This is a genomic window from Desulfitobacterium elongatum (assembly GCF_055378975.1).
This window is the reverse complement of the sequence record NZ_AP038772.1, coordinates 1,606,102-1,618,867: the sequence shown is the minus strand read 5'-3', so window position 1 is coordinate 1,618,867 and position 12,766 is coordinate 1,606,102. Positions and strand designations below refer to the sequence as shown.

Annotated in this window: 16 protein-coding genes; 1 reads left to right on the top strand and 15 read right to left on the bottom strand. The window is 38.9% G+C overall.

The features are described 5' to 3' along the window. Positions 1-22: 22 nt before the first annotated feature. The 11 genes from ACZ42W_RS07555 to ACZ42W_RS07505 form a co-directional block, all read right to left on the bottom strand. Positions 23-484 (bottom strand): hypothetical protein, encoded by a 462-nt coding sequence (locus ACZ42W_RS07555; protein WP_464169673.1) that lies wholly within the window; start codon positions 482-484, stop codon positions 23-25. A 229-nt stretch (positions 485-713) separates the two neighbouring features. Beyond that, positions 714-1,259, bottom strand: a complete 546-nt coding sequence (locus tag ACZ42W_RS07550) for a GNAT family N-acetyltransferase (RefSeq protein WP_464169671.1) — start codon at positions 1,257-1,259, stop codon at positions 714-716. 239 nt (positions 1,260-1,498) lie between these two features. After that, positions 1,499-1,942: an NUDIX domain-containing protein gene (locus ACZ42W_RS07545; protein ID WP_464169669.1), complete on the bottom strand. Its 444-nt coding sequence runs from the start codon at positions 1,940-1,942 to the stop codon at positions 1,499-1,501. Positions 1,943-2,266: 324 nt separating this feature from the next. Beyond that, positions 2,267-2,785 (bottom strand): methyltransferase family protein, encoded by a 519-nt coding sequence (locus tag ACZ42W_RS07540; protein ID WP_464169667.1) that lies wholly within the window; start codon positions 2,783-2,785, stop codon positions 2,267-2,269. 193 nt (positions 2,786-2,978) lie between these two features. After that, entirely contained in the window at positions 2,979-3,611 is a 633-nt protein-coding gene (locus ACZ42W_RS07535) for an NADAR family protein (protein WP_464169666.1), read from the bottom strand. 127 nt (positions 3,612-3,738) lie between these two features. Further along, positions 3,739-4,455: a hypothetical protein gene (locus tag ACZ42W_RS07530; RefSeq protein WP_464169664.1), complete on the bottom strand. Its 717-nt coding sequence runs from the start codon at positions 4,453-4,455 to the stop codon at positions 3,739-3,741. Positions 4,456-4,686: 231 nt separating this feature from the next. Beyond that, complete coding sequence (locus ACZ42W_RS07525) at positions 4,687-5,154, bottom strand: hypothetical protein (protein WP_464169662.1); 468 nt, start codon at positions 5,152-5,154, stop codon at positions 4,687-4,689. Positions 5,155-5,388: 234 nt separating this feature from the next. Continuing rightward, complete coding sequence (locus ACZ42W_RS07520) at positions 5,389-6,420, bottom strand: hypothetical protein (protein ID WP_464169660.1); 1,032 nt, start codon at positions 6,418-6,420, stop codon at positions 5,389-5,391. A gap of 178 nt (positions 6,421-6,598) precedes the next feature. Beyond that, positions 6,599-7,285, bottom strand: coding sequence for a hypothetical protein (locus tag ACZ42W_RS07515; RefSeq protein ID WP_464169658.1), 687 nt, complete (start codon positions 7,283-7,285; stop codon positions 6,599-6,601). A gap of 978 nt (positions 7,286-8,263) precedes the next feature. Then, positions 8,264-8,467 carry a permease gene (locus tag ACZ42W_RS07510; protein ID WP_464169656.1) on the bottom strand — a complete coding sequence of 68 codons (204 nt, stop codon included), beginning with the start codon at positions 8,465-8,467 and terminating at the stop codon, positions 8,264-8,266. A gap of 514 nt (positions 8,468-8,981) precedes the next feature. Next, entirely contained in the window at positions 8,982-9,173 is a 192-nt protein-coding gene (locus ACZ42W_RS07505; RefSeq protein WP_464170903.1) for a tyrosine-type recombinase/integrase, read from the bottom strand. Here ACZ42W_RS07505 and ACZ42W_RS07500 point away from each other — a divergent pair. Next, positions 9,134-9,406 carry a hypothetical protein gene (locus ACZ42W_RS07500; protein WP_464169655.1) on the top strand — a complete coding sequence of 91 codons (273 nt, stop codon included), beginning with the start codon at positions 9,134-9,136 and terminating at the stop codon, positions 9,404-9,406. The two genes, ACZ42W_RS07505 and ACZ42W_RS07500, sit on opposite strands and share 40 nt — an antisense overlap. A gap of 137 nt (positions 9,407-9,543) precedes the next feature. Here ACZ42W_RS07500 and sigK read toward each other — a convergent pair whose 3' ends face one another. From sigK to pilM, 4 genes are all read right to left on the bottom strand, one after another. After that, a complete protein-coding gene (gene sigK / locus ACZ42W_RS07495) occupies positions 9,544-10,293 on the bottom strand; it encodes an RNA polymerase sporulation sigma factor SigK (protein WP_464169654.1) in 750 nt (249 codons plus the stop codon). 165 nt (positions 10,294-10,458) lie between these two features. Further along, positions 10,459-11,067, bottom strand: a complete 609-nt coding sequence (locus ACZ42W_RS07490) for a hypothetical protein (RefSeq protein ID WP_464169653.1) — start codon at positions 11,065-11,067, stop codon at positions 10,459-10,461. 16 nt (positions 11,068-11,083) lie between these two features. Further along, positions 11,084-11,623: a PilN domain-containing protein gene (locus ACZ42W_RS07485; RefSeq protein ID WP_464169652.1), complete on the bottom strand. Its 540-nt coding sequence runs from the start codon at positions 11,621-11,623 to the stop codon at positions 11,084-11,086. Further along, entirely contained in the window at positions 11,624-12,751 is a 1,128-nt protein-coding gene (pilM, locus tag ACZ42W_RS07480) for a pilus assembly protein PilM (RefSeq protein WP_464169650.1), read from the bottom strand. Positions 12,752-12,766: the final 15 nt, after the last annotated feature.

Genomic DNA, 12,766 nt, shown 5'->3' with positions numbered 1-12,766 from the left:
GTGGCAACTCCCTCAAATGCTTCTAATGAAATAAGTCGCCGCCTGACTGTCCAAAATGATTTAAATCTTTCACTTCGTTGATATAACCCTCTATTTCATATTGAAGTCGATGTTGATCCACTTTTTCACTATCAAAAACATTAGGAATAAATGCACTCAAAGTAATTTCTTCACCGGGACGAATATCTAACTTATTCCCTTCTGCCTCGACTTTGGCTTTATTAGATATATACCCACTACTTCCATTTCTCACCGGGTAACTAATATACACGGTATTTTGTTTAATCATAAACGAGCTGCCATTTTTCAGTTTAATAGCATAGTTAATTCCCTCTGGCAGTTCACTTTTGGAAACAACCTCTAATTTTATCTTATCCATTTCTTCAGGTAGTTGGTTACTATTAATATTTGAACAACCAATTATCACTGTACTCAAACCAATAATTAAAGCTATAAGGACTGAGGTTATTTTTCTCTTTCTCATGATAGACCTCCAAATAAATGTTCTTAAAAATATTATCCAACACTAAACCTAATACCCCAAAGAAATACTCCGAAATTGCCATTACACATAACGTTCAGGGATTCCCGACGCGTCCTAACCACATTCATCATCCTCTAAGTGTCGGGAATCCCGTGTTAGATGATGCGACCGCCCCCAGACTGGATCAGAAATTAATCTTTTTTATATTTGTCACGGTTTGAATCAAGCCTCATTTGGTCAAGTTATGGTATTCATTTTCCAATATACCCATATAGATATCCGTTTCATATCTTCCTTCTATTAGGGCACCCTCTCGATCCAAACCCTCTTTAATAAAACCACATTTTTCATAACATCTTATAGCTCTTCTGTTATATTCCAATACCCTAAGATAAATCTTATGATATCTAAATGTATTAAAAGCATAGTCTATTACCATCCTTGTAACTTCGGTTCCTATCCCCAAACCATATTTAGTAGTATCATAAATTTCAATGGAATATCTCGCTTTGTTATCGCCTTTGTATGGAGTTAACCCGGCTATACCTATACACTTACCTTCATACTCTATGACCCATTTGCATGGGTGTTCAATTATTCTTTGGTACCACAAGGCACCATCATTGCGAGTAAATTCATATGACTTTTTCGTATCAGCACCACACATCCTAACAAGTTCACTGGGTGAGCCAAATAAGATACGATCGTCAATATCTTCTCTCCTAGGCTTTCGTAACAAAACTTTATTTCCTTGTAAATCCGGCAAATCGCTCATGTTTTTACCCCATTTTGTTAATCCTCTAAAGTTAAACATATTAATATAGATATACCATGTTCGCGGTCGTTTCATCTAACGTCCCGCGAATTTGCGAAGTCTGGTTATTACATTCATATCCTCTCAGATTTTGCAAATTTGCTGTTCTGCGACGTATCGTGCCCCCAGACTAAGCAGCGACACGGACGGCGCTGCCTTAAAACCATCCTAAACTTCCATACTATATGATGAAAATGGGTCTAGTAGTTATAAAATATCTTTACGGAGTCTTGAGATTCATCCATATTTCTTAATCTTATTAATAATTCCTTTGTAAAGCCACCTAAATCATAATAATCAATTTGCTCAATATCGGCCCACTTATATTCTTCTGCTTCATCATTTAAGGTGACTTTGCTTGAGTCTGTCTTACACACGTAGTCAATGAAAATAAAGTGCTTTTCCTCATGGAACTTATCGGTACATATACTCTCTTTCAAACTAATCAATTCTATGTCATAGATAGCAAGCCCAGTTTCCTCCAATATTTCCCTTTTTAAAGCTTCTTCCATCTTTTCACCAAATTCAATATGCCCTCCAGGAATTACATATTTATTCTCCCATTTATGAGATTTACATAAGAGTATTTTTCCATCGGGATTAAAAATAATAGCACTCACAGTTGGTTCAGGAAGTTTATTCATATTTTGTTTAACATCTCCTGTCATTTATTGATCAATTACATAAACAATACACTTATTCGTAGAAAAACCACTATCATTCTCCCGTGCTAAGGATGGCGCGGCATTTGCACGATATATCGTAGAACGTCTCGAGTATTCCCGATGCGTCCCAACCGCTTCCATATTGGCAAAGTGTCGGGAATACTCTGTTCTACGACGTATCGTGCCCCGTGACTCAGACAGCGCCACGGACGGCGCTGCCCTAAATATTCACCGATAAACCACTAGTCAAGAAAATATAAAAATTTAAACTATCGCTTGAATAATAAAGTTATATCATACCTATCAAATATAACGTCTCACTTTATTCATATATTTTAAATACTCTTCTCCGAATTCCCTAATACACCATCTTTCTTCTGAAAGAATAATCCAGTGTACTGATATTTGAAAACTTATTAATAACGCAAGTAATATCCATGAACGAGTTAAAAATACACACCCTAAGAAACAAATAAAGTATGCGACGTACATAGGATTACGTGATACTCGATATAACCCATTTAAATTTATTCCGGTCATTTTAGGCTTAGCGTAATTAATTATAGATACAGCATATAAAATAAGTCCTAAACTATATATTATCAGACCTATGTAAAACCACTCAGAGTCAGTTTTGATTTTGAGTAGTAATAAATATAGCAAGATAAAGGCGGTTGCAATTTGATAAACCCAGAATGCTACCTTTTCTCTTCCGATTAATGGAGCAAAGAAACTTGCACGTTTAAGTGCTTCTTTGTTTATCACATTTAAAAGCCCATACCTAAGAAGTATAATTGGTATCACCGTCAAAAACGCATTCATTTTATCCCACTTTCTAGATCTTTGGTTTAAAGCTTAAGTTTTTTCACCCGCGCCAAGGATGGCGCGGCCTTTGCACGATATGTCGTAGAACGTTTTGGCATTCACGAAGCGTCCTTACAACATTCATCTTGGCAAGTTTCGTGAATGCCTTGTTATGTGTAGTAGTCCGCTTATTAGGAATACCGTAAAAAACCTAGTTCTCGATTCCTTCCCAATCCTTAGGTGGTTTGTAGTAACGATTGTATTCCCTTTTGGCTTCTTCAGAAAGACTATAAAACCACTGTCCAAGATTCATGACGTAGTCTTCTCCAGAACCCATTCTCCAAAACATGTCATATGGATGCACCTCCGGGAATGCTTTCCATTGAGGTAAATAGTAAATATCGGTGTACTCCGGCAAACTATTACGAACTTCCGCCAAAATAATTCCGAGCATATTCTTGCCGTTACCATCTCCGTTGTCAGCCCAATAAGAATCGTTCGATGTATGTTCGATAAGAACACAGTTACCGGTAGAAAGTAAAATGTCTCTAACCTCTTTGTGTTGTTCGACCTTGGCTTTCACGACCTGTCTCATGATCTCATCCTTAACCAGATCCCAGTCATCTCTTAGTGGTCGCCGACGCTCTCTCCCCATCTTTGCAGCTTCCATTGGGCTGGGAGCTAGCCTTATTTCTTCTTCATATTGAGTACCTACGAACTTTTGAGCCTGGAAAAAGTGTTCATTTGTCGGCCACACCTTGTCGTTAAGCGTGATGGGATAACGGGCAAAGTTCGAAAAACATCCATATGGATCATTCACTCTATAGAATTTTATCACTGACATATACTCTTCTCCTCATATTTCGGACTATTACACATAACGTTTCGCGTATTGCCGACGCGCCCGAACCACATGCATCTTTACAAGTGTCGGCAATACGCTGTTATGTGAAGTAACCGTTTCCCTTAAGTTATCTGTAATATAAGGATCGATTTAGTCTTTTCACTTCATATTGACTATCTGTCCGTCTAATACTTTCTGAAACGTATTTTCTCACCCAATCATGTTTGGCCTTGATTCTTAAGTCAAGCTCGTGATTCTCTGTTAGAGAAGATAAATAAATCTTTTTAAGGCATTCCTCAACTGTAATTCCTTCGGCATGTTCTAAATAATATGCCCATTCTGAAGCATTCCCTAAATAATCTAGGAAACAGATTCCGTCGAAGTCTTTAGCCAGCATGCACCAGTCCCCTTGTGTAGTTTCATCCATAACTATTCTAGGAAATATTGCGGTTTTGGATTCCAATTCATACGCCTTAATTAAGGCCGGTCCAATAACAGTGTTTCCATTATGATATAACTTTCCAATCGTAAGTCCACCCCGCAGAAAAACACCTAGGTATTGAAGCATCGTCTGAATTACTATTACTTCACGTGCCAAATAATACTCAGCAGGGCCAACTTCTCTGTATGAAATCACAATACTATCGGAAAAAACGGATACTTGCCTATCGTATTCAAATCCATATTCGGGCTCATCTTCCATGCCGGTTTCGCCACATAGATCGTGCAATTTCTTTAATACTTTGATGATTCCTTCAAGTCGGTCTATATTATCCTTTGATTGATATATCAACTCTTTAAAGCCAAGTATATCGATAAAAACTACCACACGATTTTCATACATTCCTTATTTCCCCTTCCTTGAAACAATAAAGAACCTCAAAGGAATACACAAGACGGTTATTTCACATAACGTTTAGGGATTCCCGACGCGTCCCCCCGCCTTAGATAGCTCTTATCTTAGGCGGGGGGATGTGGTGCCTGAATCTACCCGAAGCTTTTACATCTGGCACCCTTGCGGGAATCTATTGTTATGTGAAGCCGGTTGAAACTGACATTCACTAATAACTTTCCCTCATAAATTAAATTTCTCGTCTTGTCGATCCATGTTACTCTTTTTCTTTCCCATGTAATATCCGATTAATGTTATTAATAAAGGTAGTACAGGTTTATATATTAGATTAAGGTATCTGAGGTTTTCCGTTAAATCACGCGTCAGAAACCCAAATCCATTCATTGGTGCAATAAAAGGAAATGATAATAGCCATAAACTAGTGAGTATTGAGAGTCCTGAGAAAATGACACACAAAATTGTTGCTATAATCCCCAGCCCCCAAAAAGTGCTCGCATATAACAAATAACTTCTGTTCTGCTTTTTTCCTTGGCTGAATCCCCAGGTGTACCAAATAAGTAAAAACATCAAAGAGAGTAGAAGATTCCAAATATCTGGTGGTGGTCCGTCTACTAGCCCGCCTATATTTAGCCAAGCGAATACTAATGTACTAAATATCATCAATAAAATTGCCTGGGCACTTCTCATCATTCATCTTCCTCTTACACAATCTAACTATTAAAGATTATGTCTGCTAAACTGAATTTGACTTAGGTTTCACATAACGTTCCGAGGGTTTGCGACGTCGGGTTACTACATTCATATTCTCTCCGATGTCGCAACCCCTCTGTTAAATGAAGTTGGTCGCCCCTAGATTCAGCAGTCGCCATGGACGGCGACCCCTAAATCTACAGAGCCACTCTCACCATACCAATGTGTAATATATCAATCAATTAACTCATTAAAGTAAACGACCTTTTGAATATCAACTACTTTAAGAATTCTATCTAACCTATCGTTAAATTTTTCATTGATAAAAAGAATTTTACTGTAACTACATATTGGAGATTTGGTATCTTTACATCTAAGAGCAATAACTCCAGCTACTCTGTCAGTGTACTCCTCCATATTGAAAAATCCATCATTATCTCGATACCATGAATGATGACCATCTTTGCCATAAATAAAAACTTCCTGCCCAAAGACAGCCTCACATATATCAATGTTATCGTGATTATTAGCTTCCAAAACAACTATGTTGATTTTTGACTCGTCAGTATTCCACATAAATGCCTTTGATGCTTTTGCGAGACTACTTTTTATCTGTGTGCTGTCTTCTCCCGTTGTGTTCACACAATCGATATCCCCAGATCCACCCATAGTTAAGTGAGTCAAAACTGTATTCTTTGGTGTCCAAAACGAAACCTTCATTTTTACCTGACCATCTGGCAACTCGTATTTATACTCTTCATACTCATTGCTATTTAGAGCTTTACCTTTAATAAAGTCTGAGAAAGAATTAATATCCGCCTCCCCAAATTCAGAATCATAATCTACCCAATAATATTTATTCAATTGTACATCCATTAATTTCTCTTTAATTTTGCCGATTGCCTTCTCCTGCCGATTTTCACGTTCGGGTTTAGATAAATTTTTCGTTTGTAACCAAAATGTGATACCATCAAAAATCACTCTATAATCTGGTGGGCATTTAATATAACAACCTGAGAAATCTTCATTTGGCTCATAATCGATAAGTATTTCTTCAGTGTGGTATCTCGCAAGATCACATGCAAAATTATGTTCTGCTATTGTATCCCACACCTTCCTTCCACTCTCAACTAACCTTTTATTGAGTTTAGATAAGCCCATATTATTGAGCAAGGCCATGTTTTCAGCAAGATTAGTTATATCTATCTTCAAAGGTTTATACTTTGTTTGATCAAATACTGATTCAGCAATCTTTATATAATCCATCATGCCCTCCAAATTCAAAACATATTATAGCCTCTTTCATAATCCGCCCATGGATGGGCGGACCTTCGCGACCAATTTCATTTAACGTTTCGTGTTCCCGTAGCGCCATATTACATTCATATTGGCAAAAGTTACGGGAACATATTGTTATATGCCGTAGTCCGGCATCGAAGGCTAATCAAAAATTATTACCAACCTTTCTGCTCTCATCATCGGTAAATAAAATTAGATTAGGGCCATTCATCGAACCATGCTCTAAAGTCCCTTTCTTTGACGGAATTGTAGAAAAGGTTGAAATCGTTCGTCTTTCACCAGGTGGCAATGTAACAACTCCAGATTTATCTGAGATATATCCTCCCGTCAAAATCAAATCGTTTGAAAACCATTCCTGTTGGATATAACCATCGGCAGGAATCTTTATACCTACTTCTAAAGATTCCTTCCCATAATTTGTTAGAACAATAAATCCAGTTACATCTAAATTTTTATTATCTGCTGTACTTCTTATATCAAAATGGCTTTTCTTATATTCATATTCAACTGCACTAAGACCGCTGTGCATTTTGAAATAAACAGGTTTAAGTATCGACACAATCATTGGAGATAGCACTACTAAGGAAAGGATTAAGACACCTATTCTTCGAGGAGGCACCTCTGTTTTTGCAATAATACCCCCAGATATAAGTAGAATTACCGTGAGAATGATAGGGTAATGAAACCCAAACTGCCCATTCGACCATGAGGATATTCCAAGACTCCAAAACATCTCATCCCCGAAAGAAAAGCCCGATTGAGTAGAAGTGCCTATCATAAATGCCAAAATAATTAATGTTACCGAAATTACTCCTCTCTTCGAAATCCTCATGATCTTCCCCCCCCCAATAGCCAGTAATAACTTCTTCTATATAATGATATTCTTCAAAGAGAGCCCCGATACGGACTATGGCATATAACGTTCCGGATTCCCGACGTCCCCCCGCCTTAGATAGCTCTTATCTTAGGCGGGGGGATGTGGTGCCTGAACCTTCCCCAAACTTTCGGCTTCTGGCACCCTTGCGGGAATCCATTGTTATATGCAGTGCCACGCTTCCTGCTCAGAGGCCGCCATGGACGGCGGCCCCTTGAACCCTCTTGATGTTACTGCGCATTATAATAAAATGTGCAATATGTTATTTAGAATTTTTATTGATATATATATTCAAAGCCTGTACTGCTTTGAGTGCTACCATAATAATTGCAATATAGTATATAACTTGTAAAATTGTACTGATAATACCTATAGAGCCTATAGCCCCGACTATTCCTATATTTTGCATGAATATATCCTACCTTTCTTAAAAATAATTAATTGTTTCGCTTTGCTTTATTCTACGACTACGTAACATGAGAATAATACGAAACTAAAACTGGTGTCGTGGTTGTCTAATTTTGTGTGTTATCTTTTTTTGAAAAACTTATTATATAATACATAAATTACAGTTCCCATTAACAATCCATAGATAACTATATAAACAATTAAAGTTATAGTGCTTGGAGACAATTTAATTTCCCCCTCTCTTTCGATATCTTGAAAAACTCTAAACTTCACATTTTCCTACGAATACGAAATATTTCAACAAAGCTACTCACTTAATCCGCGCATGGACGCGCGGCTTTTCTGTGGCATTGCATATAACGTCCCGCAGGTTCCCGCCGCGCCCTATCCGCATTCATCATCCTCTAAGTGGCGGGAACGTGCTGTTATACGACGTATAGTGCCCCGTGACTCAGACAGCGCCATGGACGGCGCTGCCTTAAACATAACCTGTAAAACTTCCAAGTCACAAAATAAAAATAATCCGTATTATTGAATTTGATTTTTTCTCAACTCACTTAATATCATTGATGTGGAGAAACCCACAATTGAAGAAAGATACAATATTGAAAAAATGATTGCATAGTAATAGGAAAATTCAACATTGCCACTATTAAATAGGCTTGAACTTAAACTCACTAAAGGGAAACCTAATACAAAAATACCAAAACCAATTATTATTGATTTTATCAAAATGCCTCCTCCTTCATCCTTATTTTCTTCGCAATATCCTATATGTACTCAATAGCAATTGAACCCTGTTCCCTCCAATCACGACATTATAACTCCTAAAATTGAATATACATTTATTCCCACTAAGACCGCTCCACCTATCGTATTAAACTCAATATTCATCTCATTTTTAATTCTCTTAATAAGAAATACAGAATTGATAAATAGAAGCATAGATGATGTCACTGCCAATATAAACAATACTTCCATATTTCCATCCCCCTACTCTCAACCTTTTACCTACCTAACCAAGCGGGCTTCAAACTTGTTGTACACTTTCATCCGCGCCAAGGACGGCGCGGCCTTGCACGATATGTCGTATAACAACCGAATCTCCGAATAATATATTTCGTATAAACTCTTACTTTAGCGGTATTACCGAACCTGTTACGTCTATTTTCAATTTAGCTGTACCCTTGTACAGTGTGAATACTTTCGTCTATTTCCGTTTTAGGATAAACATTAGTAGACTTTTCTAAAAGCCCAAAGAGTCCAGCGGACTCTTTATTTTTGCGATACTCTTTTCACTCACATGCGTGTAGACTTCTGTAGTTTTCGAATTACTGTGTCCAAGGAGTTCCTGGATATATCTAAGATCTGTCCCTGCCTCCAGTAAGTGAGTCGCGAATGAATGCCGTAGCGAGTGAACAGAAACATCTTTTACAATCCCTGCTTTCTAACACGCTGTTTCAAATACCTTCTGAACACTTCGCTCCGAGAGATGATTCCCTTCAGTTTTGCCTGGAAAAAGCCAATCTTTCAGTCGATATTGTTTCCAATATTGTCGAAGCAATTCTAGGGCAACTGGCGAAAGAAGCGTATACCGGTCCTTTCTCCCCATCGGCATGTATGCTAAACACCAACATATCCCCTACCCATAAAAATACTTTATCGGTGTAATTCTCCAGAAAATGAACAAATCCTTTAAATTGTAAGAAATATCAATCATATATGCACTATCCGAATGTCAGTGTTGTATAATCCGAACAATTATCACGATATGAGCAAAGCCAGGCTATCCGCCTGGCTTTGCTAACTTACTTCTTCGGATTATGATCTTCCATTTCTTCCATGAGCTTCTGTATGGCCTTTTTCTCAATTCTTGAGACATACGAACGTGAGATTCCCATGGCCTTGGCGATTTCACGCTGGGTTCTTCGGGGGTTATTCATAAGTCCGTAACGCAGCTGTAGGACGAGTCGTTCTCTTTTGGACAGATTCTTTACCTTATCTAGGAGAACCTTCTGCTCAAATTCATTTTCTATCCTGACTGAAATAGCTTCCCCATCGGATGCGAGGACGTCCATGAGAGAAATTTCATTACCTTCCTTATCAACGCCGATGGGGTCATAGATTGATACTTCACCCCTAGACTTTTTTAAGGAACGTAAGTGCATGAGAATTTCGTTTTCAATACAACGAGCAGCATAAGTAGCAAGCTTGGTACCTTTTCCCGGGTCGAACGTATCGATACCCTTGATTAACCCTATTGTCCCAATGGAGATGAGATCATCGCTATCTTCTCCTGTCCCATCAAACTTTTTGACGAGATGGGCCACGAGCCTCAGATTATGCTCTACAAGCTTATTCCGTGCATATTCAGCCTTGCTTAAATCCTTTGTCTCCGCGTCGGGATTTTTACTAGCCCTTAGAATCGTTAGATAGCGTTTTTCATCTTCTTCATTGAGTGGCTGTGGAAAAGCATTGTTGTTTATATACGAGACGAGAAGGGTTACCCCTTTCAGAACAGATAATGCAATGCTAACGACCAGAATCTCGGTCAACATTTTTTCGCCACCCCTTTCGCACCCTGTTCTTATAACTATGCGAGTGGAGAGCAAATTCTGCTTATCCATCAAATGGTTTAGCTGCATTTTAGTTTTAAAGTGATTAATTTTGATTATAAAAAAGAGAAGGCCCTATCTTGTACGATAGAACCTTCGAAAATTCGATTAGGGTTGAAACATCTTCTCAACCGTTGTTAGCCCCTGTCCCGAGGGAAGTGCAGAGGACTTAGAAAAATCTCCGGCCTTTAGATTGCTGGCATAGGCCACTAATTTAATATCCGCCTTGATTGTCCCATTTTGATTTACCATATTGATACTCTGAATCCCCATCTTCTGAGTTCCCTCAAATTGGAGTCTCTTTGTAAACGCTAAGACGTCATTGACTTTTCCAAGGCAAGAAAAGCTCAGCACCATACTCTGAACTGTCTCTGAACTCTTGGGTTGTTCAAAGCTAAGGGATACGGGTACCACTTGGGCGGATTTAGCCGCGGAATAGATGTAAATCATCAACTGCGGTTTATCGAGAACCGAAGGAATCTGAACATTCAAGGCGGTATTCTGAGTCTCTAAGCGTTTGATTTCTTCTTGTAATCCATGTAGATCTCCCTGGTAGGCAATGAGCTGCTCATAACGATCCTGCTTGGTCCGTAGCTCGGCTTTTACCTTTTCTAGTGTACTTAATTCTGGTTCTAATAAATAAGTCACATAACTATAGACGAGTACTCCGAGGAGTAAGACCGCTAAGAGGACTTTTTCAAGCGATTCTTTTTTCATAACACCTCATACATCCTCACTTTATCTTAAGGGATAGGTTCAGCGTCTGTTTTTGATCTTGAAGGGAAACTGTTTGGATATCGAAGGTTTCAAAAAGATTAGAATCTCGAAGATTTGTCCAAAGTCGTGCTACGTCCATTGGCCCTGAAACTGTGACACTGATAACCATCGAGTTATGTGAACTTAAGGCGATACTATTCACCAACGTGCCGGCAGGGAGGAAATTTTTTAGCTTATCGAGGATTGTTCCCGGGTCCCTTGATGAACGGATCATTTGCTCTATCTGCTTCTTCTTTTCAATTTGGTCTTTGAGCGAGTTTAGTTGTCTTACTTCTGAATCAATAGCACTTAACTCTTGGATTTCTGTATTAACCTTCTCTAGATCCTGTCGCAACTTATATTCCCAGGCCCACGGGGCACTTCCTATAAGTCCAACGACTATGAACGCAGCAATTCCTAAAACCGCGGTTTTCTTCGGCTTTCTTTTCTGTGCTTGTTCCTTGACCCGTTTTTGTTCCCAGCGCAAGGCAAAATTGAACTGAAGCTTTTCCTGCATTTAGTCCTCCCGTAAAGCCAAACCATATAGGCTACCGTATTTCATCCAATTCTCTTGTAACTCTTTCGATTTTCTATTCAATTGCGGATGCCACCCTCTTGGGAATCCAACCTGGGTTTCAAGCTCAAGGACTTGCTTAAAAATATCTGACAGTAGCGGGATATTGGAATAGTAGCCCGTGAGGAAAATTTTATCAACCGACTTTCCATAATGGCGTGATGAAAAGAAGTGAAAGAAATCAGTCAGAGCATGAAGAACTGGATTAAGTAAACCCTCCATCTCCGCTTGAACCCCGCGCTCAGTCAATTCTGAAGAATTGAGTCTGAGTTCATTATTAATAGCGTCTACATCCTCGTTATTTTCTTTACTCTCATCTATAATCGTTTGGGATTGAACGTTTTTAAGAGCCTCCGCGTAATCTTCCAAGCCTTTGAGATTTACTTCTAGATCAGAATAGAGAAAAAACACGCCATGTTCAAGCAGCACAATCTCAATCCGTTCCCGGCCTAGATCGACAATCGCAAGATCGGGAACTGAGCTTTGCGGATCTGACCTACTCGGCAAACCCACCTGACTATAAAGCCGGGCTAAGCTGTCAGCTGCCAAATCGACAACCTTAGGAGTAAAACCAAGGTCCTCGCATTCCTTTCGGAACTTTTCCCACTGATCTTTTGGAATTGCAGCAAGTAAAATTCTCTGTCTCTTCTGCCCATCTTCAACGAACTGATCCATGATTCGATAATCAATGAGGTAATCCTCAATATTCATGGTGAAATATTGATCCACTTGCTCTGTGAGGAGTTTATCGAGCTCCTTAGCCGAAAGCAAAGGTAGAGTTATAATCCGTGTGATGACTCCTGGACAGGACAGGGTAACTTTAAGCTTCTTAAGAGGGATACGGTCCTTCTTCAACCTCTGCTTAAGCTGTTCCCCTTCTTCCCTTGATATATCATCCTGGCCCGATGACTCAGGCATTGGAGCATTGTCCTCTGCTAGTAGTCTGTCCTCATTCTTATACTCAAAAAGCTTATGAACTTTTAACATCCTTTTCCGGCGAGACACTTTGGCAACCACCCAGCTGCTATCTTGAATGAGTGCAACCCAGTTTTTCTTTCTAAACAAGCGCATCAACCCTCTTCTTCA